The 19,606-nt window shown below is 59.3% G+C and carries 14 protein-coding genes; 4 read left to right on the top strand and 10 right to left on the bottom strand.

Annotation, left to right across the window (positions count from 1 at the left end; all coding sequences use genetic code 11):
• Window positions 1-66 precede the first annotated feature (66 nt).
• From VGG64_06330 to VGG64_06345, 4 genes are all read right to left on the bottom strand, one after another.
• The gene (locus VGG64_06330; protein ID HEY1599200.1) at window positions 67-1,131 is read right to left on the bottom strand and encodes a WYL domain-containing protein; all 1,065 of its coding nucleotides are present in this window, start codon (window positions 1,129-1,131) and stop codon (window positions 67-69) included.
• On the bottom strand, window positions 1,073-3,406 hold the full coding sequence (locus VGG64_06335; protein ID HEY1599201.1) for a TolC family protein: 2,334 nt from the start codon (window positions 3,404-3,406) through the stop codon (window positions 1,073-1,075). Before VGG64_06335 ends, VGG64_06330 begins: the two co-directional genes overlap by 59 nt.
• Window positions 3,407-4,076: 670 nt before the next feature.
• On the bottom strand, window positions 4,077-4,553 hold the full coding sequence (locus tag VGG64_06340) for a hypothetical protein (protein HEY1599202.1): 477 nt from the start codon (window positions 4,551-4,553) through the stop codon (window positions 4,077-4,079).
• Between the two features lie 15 nt (window positions 4,554-4,568).
• A complete protein-coding gene (locus VGG64_06345; protein HEY1599203.1) occupies window positions 4,569-6,734 on the bottom strand; it encodes a hypothetical protein in 2,166 nt (721 codons plus the stop codon).
• Window positions 6,735-7,115: 381 nt separating this feature from the next.
• Here VGG64_06345 and VGG64_06350 point away from each other — a divergent pair, with 381 nt between their 5' ends.
• The 3 genes from VGG64_06350 to VGG64_06360 all read left to right on the top strand — a co-directional run bounded on the left by VGG64_06350 (window position 7,116) and on the right by VGG64_06360 (window position 11,414).
• Window positions 7,116-8,024, top strand: a complete 909-nt coding sequence (locus tag VGG64_06350) for a hypothetical protein (GenBank protein HEY1599204.1) — start codon at window positions 7,116-7,118, stop codon at window positions 8,022-8,024.
• Window positions 8,025-8,451: 427 nt separating this feature from the next.
• Window positions 8,452-10,854, top strand: coding sequence for a DUF11 domain-containing protein (locus tag VGG64_06355; GenBank protein ID HEY1599205.1), 2,403 nt, complete (start codon window positions 8,452-8,454; stop codon window positions 10,852-10,854).
• Window positions 10,855-11,006: 152 nt separating this feature from the next.
• Window positions 11,007-11,414 (top strand): DNA polymerase ligase N-terminal domain-containing protein, encoded by a 408-nt coding sequence (locus tag VGG64_06360; GenBank protein HEY1599206.1) that lies wholly within the window; start codon window positions 11,007-11,009, stop codon window positions 11,412-11,414.
• Here VGG64_06360 and VGG64_06365 read toward each other — a convergent pair.
• Window positions 11,366-12,136: a hypothetical protein gene (locus tag VGG64_06365; protein ID HEY1599207.1), complete on the bottom strand. Its 771-nt coding sequence runs from the start codon at window positions 12,134-12,136 to the stop codon at window positions 11,366-11,368. The genes VGG64_06360 and VGG64_06365 overlap by 49 nt on opposite strands.
• 197 nt (window positions 12,137-12,333) lie before the next feature.
• On the bottom strand, window positions 12,334-13,617 hold the full coding sequence (tyrS, locus tag VGG64_06370) for a tyrosine--tRNA ligase (GenBank protein ID HEY1599208.1): 1,284 nt from the start codon (window positions 13,615-13,617) through the stop codon (window positions 12,334-12,336).
• Window positions 13,618-14,009: 392 nt separating this feature from the next.
• On the opposite strand from tyrS, the gene VGG64_06375 reads away from it, so the two are divergent.
• Window positions 14,010-14,582 carry a hypothetical protein gene (locus VGG64_06375; protein ID HEY1599209.1) on the top strand — a complete coding sequence of 191 codons (573 nt, stop codon included), beginning with the start codon at window positions 14,010-14,012 and terminating at the stop codon, window positions 14,580-14,582.
• 58 nt (window positions 14,583-14,640) lie between these two features.
• Here VGG64_06375 and ispD read toward each other — a convergent pair whose 3' ends face one another.
• From ispD to fadA, 4 genes are all read right to left on the bottom strand, one after another.
• Window positions 14,641-15,381 (bottom strand): 2-C-methyl-D-erythritol 4-phosphate cytidylyltransferase, encoded by a 741-nt coding sequence (gene ispD / locus VGG64_06380; GenBank protein HEY1599210.1) that lies wholly within the window; start codon window positions 15,379-15,381, stop codon window positions 14,641-14,643.
• Window positions 15,382-15,614: 233 nt separating this feature from the next.
• Window positions 15,615-17,588, bottom strand: a complete 1,974-nt coding sequence (locus tag VGG64_06385) for an acyl-CoA dehydrogenase family protein (GenBank protein HEY1599211.1) — start codon at window positions 17,586-17,588, stop codon at window positions 15,615-15,617.
• A 184-nt stretch (window positions 17,589-17,772) separates the two neighbouring features.
• Window positions 17,773-19,467, bottom strand: coding sequence for an AMP-dependent synthetase/ligase (locus VGG64_06390; protein ID HEY1599212.1), 1,695 nt, complete (start codon window positions 19,465-19,467; stop codon window positions 17,773-17,775).
• Window positions 19,468-19,479: 12 nt separating this feature from the next.
• The coding region (gene fadA / locus VGG64_06395; protein HEY1599213.1) for an acetyl-CoA C-acyltransferase at window positions 19,480-19,606 on the bottom strand (127 nt) is incomplete at its 5' end.

The raw sequence follows: 19,606 nt of genomic DNA on the forward strand, positions 1-19,606 counted from the left end.
ATAGCCACTCGGTGTGTCTCGCATTGTAGCAAGATCGCGGTCTGCGGCCGAGGTGGACGCCAGCTGTCATGACAAGCGGGCGCGACGCTTGCTGGTTGCGCGCTTGCGCGCGGCGCGGGGCACGCCACCAGTTCTGCCGCCCGTCTTCGGCAGCGAGCCGGTGTCTCGATATCGCGTGAGCATTTGCTGGCAGCGACTAATGATCAGATCCCGCAGCGCCTGCGGCTGTAGCACTTCGACCTGATCGCCATAGCCTAAAATCCACCAGGCAATTTCCTGAATGCCGGATACCGTGACATGAAAATCGAGACGCCCGTCGTCGCGCCAGACAAGGTGCTGCGTTTTGTGCCACGTCACCTCGCCCACATTCTTGGCAACCAGCTTTTCAAACCGCACCACGATCTCTTGATCAGGCCCCGGTTCGGGAATCAAATGCCACGCATTCCGCAACTGGCGCTCGATCGAGAAGCCTCGCGGGAATTGGAACCTCTCGTCGAGTTCTTCCAGGTTGCGGATCCGGGCGACGTTAAAAGTGCGCGTCTGTCGATGTACGGACGAACGAGCAAACACAAACCAGCTGCGACGGCTGAAGAGAAGGCGGTACGGACTTAGCTTCGTGCGAATGATCTCGCGATCGCTGAAGCTATCGTATTCGATGCGTACGCAACGGCGCCTGGCGATAGCGCCGATCAATTGTTGATACACCGGCGCACTGGCGTTCGAGCCACTGGTAGCGCCTAGCCGCAAGTGGATCGCCCCGGCTGCCTCGCGCAGATACTCGCGCAATCGCTCGGGTAGCGCACTCTCTAGCTTGATCGCCGCCGCACGGGCCGGGGCATGGAAGGGAATTCCAGATCGATCGCCTAGGTCGTAACATAGCACCAGAAGGGACAGAGCTTCCTCGGGCGTAAAGTTAGTCGGCGGCAGGAAGTTCATCCCTAGAATACGATAACGTTGTTCTTGCTCGTCGTACTCCAGGGGTACGCCGGCCAGCCGGAGGATATCGAGATCGCGAAAGATCGTCCGCCGGCTCACACGACAGTTAACGGCCAAAGATTGCGCGTTATGCCCCCTACCGGACTGCAGCAGTCCCACCAGTTCCAGCAGGCGAGTTATTCGGGTCAGCGTCATTGGCCATCAATACGCGTTCTGGTATCTGCGGGGCAAACGATGCCTGTAGCAGAGACGAGACGCCGCGTGTCGCCGGTAGCGAGGGGACCGTAGGGGCCTGGATCGGTTTATTCGCGGCCCCCCAATCGTACGACAGATTATTAGAGTTGCTTGCTGGCATCCCGGGAACAGGTGCCAGACCGGACCTCGTGGCCCCCCCGTTCGCCGCACCCGGGCGTCGCGGCGGCACGGCACCCGTGTCTGATACGCCCGGCATGGCCTGACCAGGAGCGGGCGTGGGCACGGATTCGGGAACCGGCTTCGGCGGTGTATCCTGTCCATCGCCTTTGAAGATCATGTCTCCTTCTCCGACCTTTTGATTGACCGGACCGCGACTGAAAACGTTCGGTTGGATGAAACCGTAATTGATCTGGAAGCCGGCATCACGCTCACGTGCTCGCTTGCGGGCGTCGAAGTAAGCCTTGCCTGGCCAAGGACCTTCCGCGAGGTAGACGTTGTTGTATTCCAACAGCGATCCCTTGCGGTAATGCACCGTGCGAATCGCCAGGTTGTAGTCGATCAGCGACCGGAAGTAATCGCTCATGGCCACGGCCAGCCGGCGTTGGGCATCTAACAACAAGTCGAGTGTTACGGTGTCCGTCTCGTACGCCGCACGCACCGCTTCCACGTTCACCCGGGCGGCGATCAACCGGTTGAAATTGGTCTCCGTCAACTGATAGGTTCGATCGAGCGTGCGAATGGCCGAGGACAAGCCGTGCACCATTTCCAGCTCTTCTTCCTGCAAGACGGCCCGCTCTCTGGCCAGTTGCAGTTGGGCATTGCGGACACCGGACAAGGCGGCACGGAAACCGATCGGAACGTTGGCCTGGAATCCCATTTGCCATTCCTGGAAGTTGCCACTCGTCAAAGACGCCATTGCGTTCTGAAACTGGTCGATGCTGCGTCCCTGTTCCCACAGATTTTGGCCGAAGCCCAACCAGCGATACGTGGCGTCGAAGTCCAAGCGGGGCAAAAGGAAGTTCTTCGAGGCGATCAGTTGCAGCTCGCGCTGCTTCACGATCCACTTCTGACGACGAAGCTCTGGCATACGGGCCAGGCTTTCGATCTTCACTTCGTCCCAATCGAAATCCACGCGGGCCGTTGTCGGATCGTCGGCCGGACGAATCAATCGGCCGTCGGTCGGACTGATACCCATTTGATAGCGAAGCCGGTTCTCGGTCTCGTACACCTGGCTGACCGCGGCTTCCACCTGGCCGCGGAACAAGAAGTATTGCTCGCGGGCTTGGGCTTCTTTTTCCGCTTCACCGCCACGTGCCCCCGCATCGTAGAGGGCCTTCACCTTTCTCCAGGTCGACAGCGCGCTGTCGCGGCCGACGACCAGCGCATCCAGGTTGCGATAGGTGAAGTACAACTCCCAATAGGCCAACTCGGTATCGTTCACGACATCGCGAATACGACCCTCGAAGTCGGCAATCGCGATGTCGACGTTCGAGCGGGCGATGGCCACGCCGTTATAAACGCCAGGGATGTTCGTAAAGCCGCCGACGCCCGGGATACCGCTGGGACCGGCGATGCGGTTGAACTGCGTACCACCACCTTGCAAAAAGGGATGGCGGAATTCTGCTTCAAAGTTAGTCGTATAGTACGCTGGGAAGAGGTTGGACGGGTTGTTGTTCATGTCATAGTTGGTGTTGTTGCGGAAGTAGACGCGATCGCCTGCCGCCGTAACCTTGGCCAACTGTGTCTGAAACTGCGCCGCGTCCTCTTGGAGAACGTTTGCCAACGCTCCGCCGAAGGTCGTATTCACCGGATGGTCGTTCTTTTGCCAGAAGACGCTGGTGCTCCACTGCGTATCGAAGTTCGCCAACGTACCTTCAACGCCGAAACGCGGATCGCTTTCCGTGATGGCCGGTGCATAGACCGTTTGGGCATTGAGCGGGGCCAACGACACTTGGAACGTGGGATTCGTCACCTGGCCGCCCAAGGTGCGAAATACCTTGCTATTCTCCAGGGTGACCCGCACGGCCTCTTCCAGTCGCAGAGGCCAGAACTCCTTGGGCTCGGGATTCTCCAGCGTGAGCGGCCTTTGCGAGCCGCTAACGTCGGGGATGGTATCCGCATTGACATCCGGATACTCGACCTCGGTGGCGACACCCTTATAGTGCGAAAGATCGCCATCCTCGAAGAAATAGAATGGCCTGCTGGGCTGGCATCCAGCGATCAGCACCACAATGGCGGTCAGCACGGCCCAAAATTTGGCATCTCGCAGGCTCATGAATTCGCGTCCTACACGACGGAGTTGCCGTTGATATTCATTGGCGATTTGCCCGCTCGAGCCGTTGCCTCACGTTTATGTTAGGCGGCGGAGTCGACGGCAAACTGGGCGCAGCCCTCCGGGGCGCTCCCATCGTCAAACCAGATATCGACCTCGTAATCGTCAAACTTGCATAAAATCATTTAATCGGCAGTCTCAACGATCGCCACGCAAACTTCGCGTTCATCTTATGCATCGCATTCAACGCAAACTTACGATCAAGCGCGAGTTCGGGCGCTCTGGAGTTAAGCTAGCGCCGTCTCCCAGCCGAGTGACTGCTGCTGACTTTCGCGGAGAAGTCGGCAGCAGCCCGATGAATCACCGATATGGACGTTGGTCCAACGAAGAACCTAGCCGAGGTGGCTCGCTAGCTGTGCTACCAGGGCGGGCAAAGCGATAGGTAGTCGAGGCAGGGACGCAGCCAGAAGCCCTCGATCGGCTCGCTGCGAAGACTCCGATAGAATTGGTCCCAATGGCCCCAGAATCGGCTAGTGAGCCGTCAGTCCGCTTCTGGCCCCGCGCCTATCGCCGCCGGGGACAATTGATGTTCCGACAGCCTGGAAAATCGCCAGTATGCCACTAGCGCAAGCATTAGATGGGCATGCTAGCGTAGCAAGCCATCAGGCTCGACTTAGAGATACATGCCGACGAATCCGCCGTGGTCGTCACTATCGGCCTGGATTTTTCGCACGCGCTCGACAGTTTGCTGAAGATCACCGGCGGTAATGTAGCGATCGAACTCGGCGCGCACGGCAACGGGCACGGTCTCGGCAAACCAGTGGACAACCGGCTCTGTCAACCAATCGCAGGTCTCGCGCGTCAGTTCGACGTGCAGATCGCACACCTCTGTCTTCTGATCCGACGCGCCGGTGATCGCCGTGCCTTCGAACCGAAATTCGATTACCCCCAAATCGGGCACATTGAGCAGATGAAACGCGCAGGTTGCGTTATACAGATAATACGAATTCAATGTTCCGTGCTTGGCGATCGCTTCCAGAATGCGCTCGCAACGGGCGCGGAATTTTGGGGACGCGTCAATCGGGATGTCTGTCCGCTCGATGGAGCGCAGCGGCAGACAATCGAATGAGATGTCGACGTAACGATCCATAGGAGATTGTTCTCTTTAGCGGGCCAGCGCAGCGGCTGCGGGCGATTCGCCTGTCGCATTGGCCATGTTGGCCGCTCGCACCTGATGCCAGCCAATGCTGAGCCATCCCTGGTCGGCCGAGACGGCCTCGACCCCCAAGGGGCCGGCGGCCTTGAATTCGCCTTTAAGCGCCGTCGGCTGATCCTTGACGATCTGCTCTTCGAAGATTTTCCCCAAGCGGCGGACCATCAATTGGCGCAGTGTGGTTTGGAGCAGTGATAGCCGCTTTTCGCCCCCCTGTACGAAACCCGGCGGAAAGATCTCGATGTCGCCGATCCTGGTGGCTTTTATTCCCTCGCCAAACTTCTCGAGCTTGTAGTTCACGGTGAAATTCATGGCCGGAAACGAACGGCTGCCCGAGGTGTACTTCTTTCCTCGGCCGGTGAACACGAAGCCGCCGTCGGCAACCTTGAAGATCACAGGATCCTCGTCGGCAAAAGTAATCGTCCAGGGTTCCTTGCCTGAGTCATCCTTGATTCGGTCCGGCACTTCGCCCAAAAAGTCCTTGGCAAACTTTTCCAGTTCTGGTTGGCCGATTGTTTCGCCGGCTAGTGTACCGGCGGTGAAGTTGTTCACCAACGATTCGTGCAATCGCATGGCTACCTGCGGCTTGCCGGCAATGTCGGGGGCGCGACCTTGGGCGCCCAATTGCGCGCCGTGCGCCTGCAGTGCGGTCACATACATCCAATCGTCGCTGCTGCTGAAATAGATGTGCGGAAGATGGCCACGGCGCACCAGCGGATTGCGAAAGCGCTCCTGAAACTGCAAGTTCGAGCGGGCAAGTTCTTTGCCGATCTGATCCTCGAACTGACGATTGAGCCTCGTCTCGGCATGTTGCGCCGCGATCTTTTCGGCGCTCCCTTTTTGCTGTGCGACACGTTTCGTTGCAACGCGTTCGACTACACACCCCATTACACCAGACTTGGACGAGCCAATGCCCGTGATCTTTGTCGACGTGTCGGCACCGGCCGTGGCGGGCTGGCCATGTATGCCCTCGGCATCGATAGTCAGCCACTTAGTTGCCAATAATCGAGTGGTGCCGATGCTATGAATCACCGCCGGTCCGTTGTAGCCCGTGTTGCGAGATTGATTTACCGCTTCCAAAGTCGCTTCGAGCATGGCCACATCCGCGTTGGGCATCAGACGGAACGAAACATCTCCCTGCGTGCGTCCAGATCCCACGATTCGCGTCCCGAGGATGACATCTCTCACGGGGCTTGTCTCATCGACCTGCCGATTCATGCCGGCAGCCAGGAAGTCGCCTGACACATTCACATACAGGTTGGGCTGCGACAGTCGATGCATGACTGAATCGACCAGTGGCAGCACTTGCCGGCGGTCGACGAGCCAATCCAAGTCGACGCCAATCTGCTTCAACCGTACCTCGGAGGGCTCCTTGACATAGGCCTGCAAATGCTCACCCAGCTGGTCGATTTGCGCGTCGAACTCGGTCCGTGACTTGGGATTACGGTATACCGAGAGGGTGACCATATAATTGGCCAGGGCCGTAGCAACGTTGGCGAACTGCGATCGATCTAGCCCCCCTTTATCGGAACGAAACTGCGAAAGAACCTTGGCAAGCGATTCCAGGGAGGGCGAAGCATTCGGTTGCAGTTGCTCATTGAGCGTATCCAATTGCAGAAATGCCCCCCAGGCACGGCCGTTTGCATCACCTCCAAGATAACGACGAAGGGTCGCGGTAGCCCGGGCAACCTCGGCACGATCGGCGTCCACAGCGGCAGCGTCGGCCGGATGGAACTGTTTCTTTCCTTCTCGGACGATCTCGACTAGCTGGTCAAGCTTGGGAGCCGACAGGACCTGTCGCCACTGGAGCACAGCCTCGCGAAGCTTTACGAAGGGGCCCCGATCCAGCCCCGGCGCGCCGGTCTCCAACCGCTCTAACACGGCGACAACTTGGTTGACGTCGGCCGCCTCTTTCAGGTCGAGTTGAGCATGAAGATCCTGCAATCGTAAGTACTTACGCCAGCCCTCGGCCGAAGGTGCGTCAGCTAGCCAAGTCTCGAGCTCGGCCAGAGCCTGACCGACGGCCAAATCGCGACCTGGTTTTTGCGCGTAAGTGACTGTGCAAAAACAAGTTATCAACGCCCAGATCAGGGCAACCCGCTTGCGGTTATGTGGCATCCGTCACCTCGCAATCTGGGCGAAGAAGGGAAAACTAGGGAAATAAAGGCGCGCAATGGCTGTGATACCAGGAACGGCATAAGAAAGCCATCCAATCCGCTATCGGCATGACCCGATTTTCTGCTCAGCCGGTTGATTCCGGCCATCCGCCCTGGTACACCAATACCTCCCAGATCGCGCAATCGGAAAAGCCGATCACTGGCCCACCTGACCGCAGCGGCTCCTAGGCGCCCTTGCCGCCGCTGCCTGGTATCCCCATCCAATAAAAAACCTGGCCCAGAGCCTGGACGGAGAGACCCTGTTTCCTTGGTTTGGCCGCTAGCACTGACTGCACGGCCCATTGCCAATGAATGGTTCGAGTCGCTTATTTCGGAGGGAACTATGAGTTTGTACGCGACGATCTCACGAGCAGCGGCGACCGTGGCGTGTGCCGCGGCCATTTTGACCCTTGTCACACCAGCTCCGGCTTACGCCAGCGATTACCGATCCCAGGCTCCGCACTGGGAGACAGACTACGCGCTAGCAATGCAGCGGGCCGAGCGGCAGCAAAAGATGCTGCTGATCCATTTCTTCGACGAGGCCAAACCGGCTAGTTCAAAGCCCTTCCTCAAGGAAATCGAGAGCAAGCCCGCGCTGACCGACAAGCTGTCCAAGTTTGTCCTCGCCCGCCTACCCCTCGACACAGAAATCACTGTCAAAGGGCAGCCATCGAAACTGTTGGATCATCCAGCATTTGCGGAAATGGAGAAGCGGCAAGGCCTTGTAGTTATCGATTACGCTAACGAGCGAAGCGAGTACTACGGTCATGTCGTCAGCGCGCTGCCGTTCAAGAGCGGGAAGTACTACCATTTCAATCCCAAGCATGTTGCCGTGATCTTGGATCTGCCCCCTGGCACGCAGACGCAGCGGGCCCTAGTCTTTGCCGTCCGAATTCACCCGGAAAGCCCCAAGAGCGCTAAGGGGGAGTTGGACCCCCATTTGGTGGACGAAGCCAAGAGCCACTCGAATTATCAGGCTAGGATTCACGTACAGGGGCATCACAATTGGGAATCCCGATTCCCGCGCATCTCGCGACTGTTACCGTTTGGCCTGCGCCCTCAGGAGGTCGTCGCCGAGAGTTGGCCGCACGAAAACCTACTCGATGCTGCTGTCGATTGCGTTCATAGCTGGCGGCAGTCCTCCGGCCATTGGGGGGCTGTCAAACAGGACCAGCCAAAATTCGCGTACGACATGCGACGAGGAAGCAACGGCATCTGGTATGCTACGGGCATCTTCGGGAACTACCACTAAACGGTGACCGGCGTTTCGGAGTTACCGGTCGCGCCGGATGAAGAAACCAGCGCCGAGCCCTCACCAGTTGCAGCAGATTTGTCTGCTTTGCGACGGGCGAGGGCTCTTTTTTGCGCGGTCATTTGCGGCGCCTTCAATTGGTGGTGACTCGCAGTCCGTGACGCACAGTTCGTCCTGCAGAGCACGGACGAAATGTCGCACACTCCGAACACATTGCACCGGTGATAACGGTTGCGCGGTGACGTTGCCATTTTTCGGCGCGACACGTTGAGAAAAGTCACCGTGTTGCAAAAAGTGCGTGGTACGTTTTATCCAGACCGAATCTCTTACCAAGCGCCCAAAACTGGAACTCCCTGCCGCCGAGACATGGAGTTCGGCGAGCGATTGCAAACGATCGCCCGCGCGTTGAACCGAGGACAATGTTGTCGTGAAGCGGTTCACTCTCAAAATAATGCCGCTCGTTGCGCTGCTGGTGATCGGCGTTGGCGACCAGCGACATGCCTACGGCACGGTCGGGGCCTTGCCCCGCATCGATCCGAGCGGCCAGCGGTTGTTTGTATGGGACAATCAGCCCTACTCAAAGTACCAGCCAGTACCAGGGCGTCCACATCCCAGGAACATGATGTTCCTGAAGCTCGCACCTGCCAAGGTCATCGCACCAGTCGGCTCGGAAGTTGTTCTGGTGGGAAGCATCTGCGGACCCGACGGTTATATGCATGCCGGCGAGCGCGTCGAGTGGATGATCGCGCCGGGCGGCGTTGGACAGTTTGTCTCGTTGGGCGATCGTAGCTTTCTGGATTGCCTGGCGAGCCCCAAGCTACGCCCACAGAAGTTGGACAACTCCTACGCAGTCGGCACAACGTCTGCGCGATACATCGCTCTCACGCGTGGCACGCCTACCTACGATGACGACGTGCCCGTGCAAAAGGGACAGGCCTATATCACGGTCACGTCCCCTGTCGAAGGGGCCAGCTTCGTTACGGCTTTCGCTCCCAACGTGTACGGTTGGGACCAGCGCCAACGTACCTCGACGATTTACTGGGTCGATGCACAATGGACATTGCCTCCGCCATCGACAAACCCAATTGGCACAACGCACGCCTTCACAACCAGCGTGACTCGGCAGACTGACCATTCGCCGCTTGTGGGTTGGCTCGTTCGATACGAAATCACCGGCGGTCCGGCAGCCAATTTCGCTCCTAATGGTGGCCAGGTCATCGAGGTTCCGACTAACGATCTCGGCCAGGCCACTGCCGAAATTGTCCAACAGCAGGGAGCGGCCGGCAGCAACGCCATTTCCGTACAAATTATCCGGCCGGCTGAACTATCCGGCAGCTACGGCCAACGGCTGGTCGTCGGCAATGGATCCACGATGGAGACCTGGGCTGCGTCGGGCAGCCTTTCGCTTCGTACCACCGGACCCAGCCAAGCTACGGTGGGTTCCACAGTGACATATCGCATAGATGTCTCAAATCCTAGTCCCTTGTCCGTCCGGCAAGCCGTGGTGACGGATCAGATTCCGGCCGGTTTGACCTTTGTTAGTAGCACTCCCCCGGCTCAACCCGCCGGTGGACGACTCGAATGGCAGCTTGGCGACGTTAATGCCGGGCAAAGTGTCGTGATCGAGGCCGACTTTCGCGCAGATAAGGCAGGCACGATCAGCAATTGCGCCGCACTCTCCTCGGCCGAGGGACTGTCGGCGCAAAGCTGCGCCACGACCACGGTGATGGCAACCGCACTGCCACCACAAGCCATCTCGGTAACGATGAGCGCGCCACCGACGGCCACGGTAGGTCAAGACGTGGAATTCGTGGCTGTCGTCACCAATCGCAGCACAATGCCAACACCACCACTGACGATTGTCGACCGCTTTGATCCGAGCCTGCAAAATGCTGCAGGCCCCAGTCCCATCGAACAAAGCGTCAATCCGATTCAACCCGGCCAATCGCAGACCATTCGGCTAACCCTGCGCCCGATGCAAGCAGGCCAGTTGTGCAATACGGTCGAGGTGCAAACAAACGATCGCACAATTCTCGGCACAACACAGGCGTGCGTCACTGCCGCCGCGCAAGCGGCTGCACCCACCGTGCGACCGACGATAACCGTCAAGAAAACCGGTCCGCAGCAATTAGCCGCCGGGCAAACGGCAAACTTTCAGATCGAGATTGCCAACGTCGGACAGGTTCCTGCCACACAAGTGCGATTGGCGGACAACTACGACAGTGCGCTTGAGCCGACTAGCGCGACCGACGGTCACAACTGGGTCGGCAGTGACCTGGTGTGGGTGCTCGATACGCTCCCGCCGGGCAGATCATTTACTTACGAGGTTCGCTGCCTCTGTAACGCGCCCGCGGCGAGGGCCTGTAACCGGGCGACGGTCACCACGGCCGAAGGCGTCACCGCCAACGATGACGCCTGCCTTGTGATCACGCCTACCGCGGCCCAGGCGACACCCGCAGTGCCAGGCAAATTGACGATTGATGTGGCCGATCTTGTCGAGCCCGTCGCCGCCGGTCGCAACACGACCTATCAGGTCAAAGTCACGAATGCTGGCCAGGCAGCCGATAGCCAAATCACGCTTACCGTGACACTGCCACCCGAGATGACTCCGCTAGGCGTCGGACCCGGTGGCATCACCAATGCGAACATCAATGGCAAGTCTGTAAATTTTGCCCCGGTGCAAGCTCTGGCGCCTGGTGAAACGCTCACCTTTCAAGTCCAAGCGCGCGCCGATGTAGCGGGGCAAGCTCGGGTGCAGGCCCAGGTCAAAAGCGCCGGAGTCCCTGCCGGCGTCCTGGGCGAAGAGCTGACGACCATACTTGCTCAGTAGCCAAGGCCACAGTACGGCCTTCCGTCTGGTAGCATGGGCGGAGCGGTTACTGCCGCAGGCGTTGCACCTCGAAGGGGGCGACGTCTCTCGACGGCACGCCAAACTGGGCGGTGCTCATTTATCGAATCTTCCACTGAGCAAATCGCAAGATCGTGGATAGCGCCCGCACCCCCTCGATCCGATTCGTGGTCCTGCGTCACGCGCCGGGCTCGCGATCGTCCCGCGCGCTGCACTGGGATTTCATGGTCGAGGTCGGCGACTCGTTGCGAACATGGGCCCTGGCCGAAGAACCGACCGCACAGCGATCGATCGAGGCGCACGCGTTGCCGCCGCATCGTCTGGCGTATCTGGAATATGAGGGGGCCATTTCCGCAGACCGGGGTATGGTCGCCCAATGGGATCACGGCACGTACAGCATGCTGGCCGATTCGGAAGACCTGCTGATCCTGGATCTTGCAGGCGGTCGTCTACGCGGACAAGTCCGCCTGACGCGGCAGAAGGACTCAACAGGTCATTGGATCTTTAGATTCTCATCAGGCCTGGCGGCAACGTCCGATTGAGGTCTGGCGGGTTCCGAGCTCGGCGAGTCGGGCACTTGCAGTGGCCCTGTGCGCCCGGCCAGGTAAATCTCCTGGTTTCGCAACTCGAAAGCATCCAGCCGATAGACCGTGGTTTCTGTCTGCGCGGCCGGCAACGTGATCAGCGCCACGGGATCCCCGTGCATTTGACGCCATTCGACACGCAGATTCAGCCGCTCGGCTGCCTTCGCCACACCGTCGACGATCGGGGTCATCGGCACGGGCAACAGGCCGGCACGTGTCGCATGAATTCGTAGCGCTACCACGCGCGGCTCAGCCAGGTACATTTCAAACGTGGCAGTAACGACCGTCGACAGTCCACAATACTGATAAGTGCAGGCAACAATCGCACGACCGGGTTCGATATGGACGCGGGGCTCGCCGACCGCAGGCGGAAGTAAGTCCTGATGATTCTGCACCAGATCGACCGCTAGCCAGCCGTTGATCTGCTGTTCGGTAATCTGGGCGTACCAATTTCCCTCGCGGCGCGACGTGTTGGCAAGCGCGGTGGCCGTCTCCAACATCGCGTCGTTCCCTTCACGCTGGCCGTCAATATCGGCAAGTTGGCTCTGGGAATAGAACCCTGGCACATACCGCAGTGCACATATGAACGTGCCCAGCGCCAGCGCAAGAACAAGCACCCCGCCAGCGACGAGGACACAGACAAGCCTGGCTTTGCGGCGATTGGTCGCGGCCTCGCTCACAGACCATTCCCACAGGTGTTGGTCGAAACGATAGAATTCGCGCACGCATCGCCCGTATTGCAATACGGGCTTAGGCCGAAAGTGGGGAGGCCGGATAGTACGGACGAAGTGCGATAGCAGTCAATGCGGATTGCGCCGGCACATCTTGTGTTAGCACGCGCCGTCGGACGTTTTTCTTCGATACGCCAGCCCTGCTATCAGTCCGCGAACCGCAGTAGCGCGTAGCTTTTCTTGCCCGAGCGCAGTACCAGCACCGTTTCGCTGGCGAGGTCTGTTACGCCTAAAACCACCTCCGCACCGGCTATACGTCGATTGTTCACGTAGCCTCCCCCTTGCGTCATGGTGCGGCGTGCGTCTCCCTTGCTCTTGGCTAGACCGGCCGTGACAAAAGCGTCGACGACGTTGAGCCCGGCAGCCAAGGTTGCCCGCGGCACGGTCTGACTGGGAACGTCGGCAAAAATCTCGCTCAGCTCCGCGTCGGAAAGTGCCTCGATCTCGGCCCCAAAGAGAATCTCCGTCGCACGCTGGGCTTTGGTCAGCCCGGCGCTACCATGAACGAGTCGGGTGATCTCCTCGGCCAGCCGGCGCTGACTTTCGCGTCGGCCGGGGTCGGCAGCGCGGGCCGCGTCGAGCGATTCAATTTCGTCGCGAGACAAATCCGTGAAGAAACGCAAGCACTTGCCCGCATCCGCATCGTCGACATTGATCCAATACTGATAGAAGCGGTAGGGACTAGTCCGTTCGGGCGAAAGCCAAAGGGCGCCCGACTCGGTTTTTCCCATCTTCGTACCGTCGCTCTTGGTCAAGAGCGGGCAGGTAATACCATACAACTGTACGGCACGCATCCGTCTTGCCAGATCGATTCCGGCCGTGATATTGCCCCACTGGTCGCTGCCGCCGATTTGCAGCTCGCAGCCAAAGTCTTGATTCAGGTGCACGAAATCGTACGCTTGCAGCAACATGTAACTGAACTCGGTGAAGCTCAAGCCGCTGTCGCTGCGCTCAAGGCGGCTGCGTACTGAATCCTTGGCCAACATTACATTGACCGGAAAGTTCTTGCCCACGTCTCGCAGGAAATCGAGGTAACTGAATCCGCGCATCCAGTCATAATTGTTGACGAGCCGCGCGCCAGTGGGGCCCGAATCAAAATCCAGGAACGCGCGCATCTGGGACTGCATGGCGGCGACATTTTGCGCTAGTGCTTCCGCCGACAGCAGATTGCGTTCCTCGCTCTTGCCGCTGGGGTCGCCGATCATTCCTGTCGCACCTCCGACCAACGCGATCGGCGGGTGGCCCGCGCGCTGAAAACGGCGGAGCATCATAAGCGCCACCATGTGCCCCACGTGCAGGCTATCGGCCGTAGGATCAAAGCCGGCATAGACGGCGCACGGCTGTTCCATCAGCCGACGCCGCAGGTGGACTTCATCCGTGGTCTGGTGGATCAAGCCTCGCCAGGAGAGTTCTTCGTAAATATCGTACACGTAGGATCCTTGTCGTTTTGATCACACAATGTCGGAAGAAGGTCGGCGGCGAGCCATCCTAACGGAAGGCCCGCTGGTGGCGGTAGTGCAGCGTCGCAGCGACTTGGCAACTGAACCGGCATTCCCTTCACCTCCGTATCCTGGAGGGATATTAAGGGGGTCAAACGCCCTTCCGCGGTGAGCGGTCGCCCCGACCCGCAGATCCCAGGCAGGCGGCGTCTCGGACTGTGGCTATCTGCAATTCCGGACCACTAATCACGTTATGGTATCCCGATTGCTCCGCTCGAAAAGACCAGACGGTTCGGCTCCCCCAGGCCGGTCCGGACGTGACGTATGATTGAATGGCCGTCCCGTGACGGCACTTCTCAATCCATTGGCAAAGGACTCGACTCATGAGCATTCTCAGCCGATTGGGGGCTGTTCTATTGTTGTGCGTCGCCGGCATCGTTCATGCGGACGACGCTGCGCCAACCGGCGATCAGGCGAACGCTGCCGAGACAAAAAAGACCGTTGAATTCGATGGCCAGACCCTGGTATTGGCCTATGAGGCCGACAGCGACGGAGACACGATCCAGGAATTCATACCGGCGGACGAGACGCTCGATTCCTGGACCAGCTTGGCCGCCGTGCGCGAGCATGCCGAATTAGATGATCCACAAGAATTCGCGGAGAAGGTCGTCGAGCAGCTCGAGAAGCGCGATCCGCCTGCTAACTACGAGTTGCTGGCCAACCCGAACACGGGCGAAGTCATTCTGAACTTCATCGTCTGGCCCGAAGATCTCGCATATGCCGAGTTCAACCTCTTTCGCTATCGTCCAAAAGAGGGAGGCGGCCTGACCTCATACCAATACGCGCTGCGGGCCTATGGCGATGACAAAGAGAAGTTTATTGCCGGCATGGACGCCGAAAAACGCGCCAAGCTGATCGCCGCGATCATCGAGATGGGCGCGCACCCGAGCGAGTAATGGCCGCAGCGTCGCCCAAGGGCAGGACAATAAGGCGGTCCACAAAATGAATATGTGGCTAGCGCCACATGTCGTCGCCGGCAAAAGGATGCGCCGGACCTTGCAACTTCGGTTTGGGCAACGCTCGCAAGGCTTGCTCGGCCAACCGCATGTCTTCCTTGGTGCTGATTTTCATATTCACCGGCGAGCAGCGCACGACCGTAACGGGCTTTCCTAGTCGTTCTACCATTTGCGCATCGTCGGTGGCTTGAAAGCCGGCCCGGCGTCCGTAAGCCTCGAGCAGGATGGCTCGGCGAAAAGCTTGCGGCGTTTGCGCCTCCCATAAGCCGTCGCGCGACACGGTTTCGACGATCTTCGTGCCCTCGGCGACGCGTTTCAGCGTCGAGGCAACCGGCACAGCCAGGATCGCCGCTCCGCTCCGCTCGGCCGCTTCAAATACCTTCGTGATCCAATCGTCGGCCAGGCAGGGACGGGCCGCGTCATGGATGGCGACGTATTCCACCTCGGGCTTGAGTTTGGCCAGCGCGTTTTCCACCGAATCCGACCGTTCTTTTCCGCCATCGACAACATCGATTCCCAAAATCGCCACATTGGCTGAGAATTTGAAATTGAAGTATTCGCGGTCCTCGGGCGAGATCACCAGGATCAACTGCACGACATCCTGGCGGTGCAAGAATTTCTCCGCCGAATGCAGCCATACGGCCCGATCGGCCAACGGGGCGAAGGGCTTTTTGTAGTTCTTGTCGTTAAACCGGCTGCTTGCCCCGGCAGCTGGCATGATCACGGCAAATTTTGCCACGGCTGGTGGATCTCCACACGAGTACCACAGGTCCCTATGAGCGATACGCCCGCGCAATTGTCCGCGCTCGGCCACGCACGTCAAGTTTGCTATCAAGCGGCAGCTTTGAGTAATTGCACGCGATCTCGTGCGTCGCAACCGCAGCGAACTCGCAAGGACAGTTCGTTACATGAAAAAACCCACGGTTCGCGGTAGCAAACCGTGGGTCAAAGGCTTCTATGTTTTTGCAATAACTACTCGCTCTTGTAGGGCATCAGGATTTCCTGCTCGGGCAGGCCCGCGATGCTCTTAAATTGGCCATTGGCGATCTCTCGGCCCAGCTTCGTGACCGTGCGATAGTACTTATCCGTAATCGGCTCACGGGTGAGCTTACGGGTCAAGTCCTGGCAAATGCAGTCAGCGGCGGCACGCACGGTCTCGTCCTGGCTGCGCGAAGCGTACAGCGACGTGCAGAGAATGATGATCGCGTCCTGCACGCGTGACGACAACTCCGACATGCGACACTGACGGTCGGCCAGCCCCAATTGGTGCCGGCTCATCGTGTTGCTGACCTCCATCCGGCTGCGACCCAACCACTGGGCGGCGAACTCGGCATGCTTGCGCAAGGTCTCGGGCATGGGAGGAAGTGTCGACCAGCTTGGCCGGCTGACCTTCTGACCCAACCACCACTTGCCGTACGACATCAGCGGCCCCTTCAGCGCCCAGGCGTGAGCCGGGTTGGCCATGTTGGGCTTCTTGATGCCGGCGGCGTGCAAGGCCTTGCCGATCGGTTCGAAGTACTGGGTACCGTGGTGCTTCACGAGCGACTTGAAGAAGGCCATACCGAGCATTTCGCCTTCACCCTCATAGATGCACGGTGCCAAGTATTCGTGAACGTTGTCGCCGAAGATGTGGCCGTGCAGGAACGAGCGGCCGCCATGCGTCTTCATCAACAGCTCGATCGCGGCTTCCTTTTGCGATTCGCTGCCGAAGATCTTGGCGATCACGCATTCCATCTCGCTGCGGTAGCCCTTTTCGATCAGGCCCGAGCACCATTCGACCAAAGCGTCGCAAGCGACGATCAGCCCGGCCAGACGGCCCAAACGGCGCTCGACAAGTTCGCGGCTCACGATCGCCTGACCGTAGGTCTTGCGATACTTGGCCCAGGGGAGCATGTTTGCCAACATCAATCGCATCGTGCCTGCCGCATTAGCGCAGAGGGCGACGCGACCCAGGTTCAGACCGTGATAGGCGATCGTCAGACCATCTCCCTTGCCCGGCTTCAACAAGTTGGCTGCCGGAACGCGGAAATCCTTAAACACGAAACCCTGGTTCGACGCGTAACGCAATGCGTACAGGCCGTAGGGTTTCAGACGGAAGTGCTCGTTCTCTTGATCGGGCAGATCGACGATAAAGACAGCGGGCTTCTTGTCGAGCAAGCAAACCAGGCCAATCGTACGACCGCACATGACGTTGGTGATGAACAGCTTCTCGCCGTTGATGATGTAATCATCTCCGTCGCGAACTGCCGTCGTACGCAGGGCGGTCAAGTCCGATCCGGCATTCGGCTCGGTCAAGGCGAATGCCGACAACCGCTGGCCGCTGGCCAACAGGGGCAAATACTTCTTCTTCTGCTCGGCATTGCCAAACGACCGTACAGGGTCGACCGCGCCGATACAGCCGTGCACGCTCGCCATGCCGGCGATGGTGCCATCGAGCATGGCCATCTTGGTCAAGAACGGAGCGAACGACGAGAACGGCGCGCCCGAACCGCCATATTCGCGACCGACCAGCAATCCCCAGTAGCCGACCGAGCCCAACTCGTCGAGCACGTTCTTAGCGATACCTTGCTTGGCCTCATGGTTCAGGATCGTGCCGGCTTCGAAATGCTTGCGAACCACGGCCAGCGAATCGTCCATCACCTTTTGGACGTGCGGAGGCGTCTGCGCCGGAGCGCTGACGAACTCGTTGATCGGGGTTTGCGCGTCCCAGACCGCGCGATGGGCCGGGCTGTTGACCGTTTGATACTGGGGAGCAAAGAGCGCCTCGACCTGATCGTCGGCCTTGTCGAGGGCGCCGGTGCGACGCGATTCCTCGGCGCTCTTACCGCCGAGCTTCAACGCCATTTCGGCGAAGGATTCCTTCTCGACTTCGGCCGCAGGTGGCGCGGCATGGCCATTCGTCCCCTTTTTGACTTCCGGTTCTGAATCCACCGCGCGACTATTCATCATGACTCCCCTTGCGTTAGGATCGCCCTAGGCATGGCGGCCGGCCTGCGGCGCGCAAAACCCTAACAAACTTTGAATGAGAGAAACACCAAAACCACCGACCGCCACAGCCGGTTAATTGTAACTATCCCCCCCGCACATTGCCACAACCGACACCGCCGACCGGTGCGGGAATATACTCGTATTATTGGGCCGTCGCTCCGACCGCTGCCGGGGCATACATCGCCTGGATCTCCCGGGCATAGTTGCCCTCAATCACCTTGCGACGCAATTTCAATGTCAAAGTCAGCTCGTTGCTGTCGACCGAAAACGGCCGAGTAAGCAACGTGAATTTCTGAACCTGTTCATAGTGCGAAACACCTGCCAGCCGTTGTGCGATGCGGCCGGCATACAATTCGCGGACTTGCGGATTGCCAATCGCCTCGGCCACAGACTTGGCCGGAATCTCCAATTCCGCGACCTCAGCCATCAATGGCTCGGGATTGACCACAATCAGCGCCGTGAGAAAGTTGCGGGCGTCGCCAATCACCAGTGCTTGGGCAATAAGCGGATCCGAGGTCAACAGCGCCTCCAAGTTCACGGGGGCAATATTCTTGCCGGCGGACGTGACGATTAGCTCCTTCTTGCGACCGGTGATCTTCAAATACCCATCTTTGTCGATTTCGCCCAAGTCGCCAGTGTGGAACCAACCGTCGCGGATGACTTCGGCCGTTGCCTCGGGCAGGTTCCAATAACCTTTCATGACATGTGGTCCCCGGGTGAGGATTTCTCCCTCGGCCGAGATCTTGACCTCGACACCCGGTAGCAATCTCCCGACGGTGCCTACCTTCGTATCCGATTCCTGCCCCGTCGAGATCGTGGGTGAAGTCTCGGTCAAACCGTAACCCTGCGAAATGAAGACACCCTGCTCTTTGAAGAAGAGATGCGTATGATCCGGCAGCGCGGCGCCGCCCGAACCACAATAGCGCACGCGTCCACCGAGCACCGCTTGCAACATGCCTGGCGTATCGGCCATGCCCTGCGAGCTGAGATAACGTTGCACTTTGTCGAAGAAGTACGGTACCCCGTTGATCAACGTGGGATGCACTTCCTGGCAGTTGCCGACCACGGCCTCGGGACTATCGGCCAGTGCCAATGTGGCGCCGGCGGCAATCCAAGTGTACAAGTCGCACGTGCGGGCGAAAATGTGACTAAGCGGCAACCAGGTCAGACGCACGTCGTCCCCCTTGGGGACCCACATCTTCAGGATCGCCGACACATTGCACGCCAGGTTTCCTTGCGAGAGCATGACCCCCTTGGGCTCGCCGGTTGTGCCCGAGGTGTACAGGATCGTGGCAAGATCGTCCGGCGTCGTCTTTTCCACCGCCGCGTGCTCGATCTCGGCGGCCTGCGCGTCATCGACAGCTGCCGTTAAATCCGCAAGCAATTTTACCGGATACGGACCGACCTGCTTGGGGCACGGATCGAGCGACACGAACTGCAGCGACTTGGGGAACTTCGTTGCCTGGTCAACCAGCTTCTCGGCCTGGTCGGGCCCCGACAGGATTACGACCGTAGCGCCGCTATCGACAATTTGATACGCAATCTGCGGACCGGCCAGCGAGGCGTGTACGGGCACGTGGGTGGCCCGAGCCGTTTGAATGGCAAGGTCGCACACGATCCATTCGTAACGATTACGCGAAATCAGCACCACGCGGTCGCCCGGTTTTACGCCGATCGCAACAAGCGCCGCAGCGGCGCGATTGACATCGTGGTGCAGTTCTTTCCAGGTCACCGGCTGATACGCGCCGTCGCGCTTGACTAACATGCCGGTGATATCGGCACTTTGCCGGGCACGGGCGGACCACAGGGCAACGATCGTGGGGGCGTCGATGGTCATGCGCGACTCACTTTAGATACGTTCGAAAATAGTGGCGATACCCTGGCCGGCGCCGATGCACATCGTGGCCAGGCCAAGGTTGACGTTGCGATCGATCATATTACGAACCAGGGTCGTGGTGATACGGGCACCGCTCGCG

The sequence above is a fragment of the Pirellulales bacterium genome (assembly GCA_036490175.1).
Classification (GTDB): Bacteria; Planctomycetota; Planctomycetia; order Pirellulales; family JACPPG01; genus JACPPG01.

What these genes read in the sequence shown, in the direction of transcription:
- VGG64_06330 (HEY1599200.1), bottom strand. Translation starts at nt 1,131, where the DNA reads ATGACGCTGACCCGAATAACTCGCCTGCTGGAACTGGTGGGACTGCTG.
- VGG64_06335 (HEY1599201.1), bottom strand. Translation starts at nt 3,406, where the DNA reads ATGAGCCTGCGAGATGCCAAATTTTGGGCCGTGCTGACCGCCATTGTG.
- VGG64_06340 (HEY1599202.1), bottom strand. Translation starts at nt 4,553, where the DNA reads ATGGATCGTTACGTCGACATCTCATTCGATTGTCTGCCGCTGCGCTCC.
- VGG64_06345 (HEY1599203.1), bottom strand. Translation starts at nt 6,734, where the DNA reads ATGCCACATAACCGCAAGCGGGTTGCCCTGATCTGGGCGTTGATAACT.
- VGG64_06350 (HEY1599204.1), top strand. Translation starts at nt 7,116, where the DNA reads ATGAGTTTGTACGCGACGATCTCACGAGCAGCGGCGACCGTGGCGTGT.
- VGG64_06375 (HEY1599209.1), top strand. Translation starts at nt 14,010, where the DNA reads ATGAGCATTCTCAGCCGATTGGGGGCTGTTCTATTGTTGTGCGTCGCC.
- VGG64_06385 (HEY1599211.1), bottom strand. Translation starts at nt 17,588, where the DNA reads ATGAATAGTCGCGCGGTGGATTCAGAACCGGAAGTCAAAAAGGGGACG.
- VGG64_06390 (HEY1599212.1), bottom strand. Translation starts at nt 19,467, where the DNA reads ATGACCATCGACGCCCCCACGATCGTTGCCCTGTGGTCCGCCCGTGCC.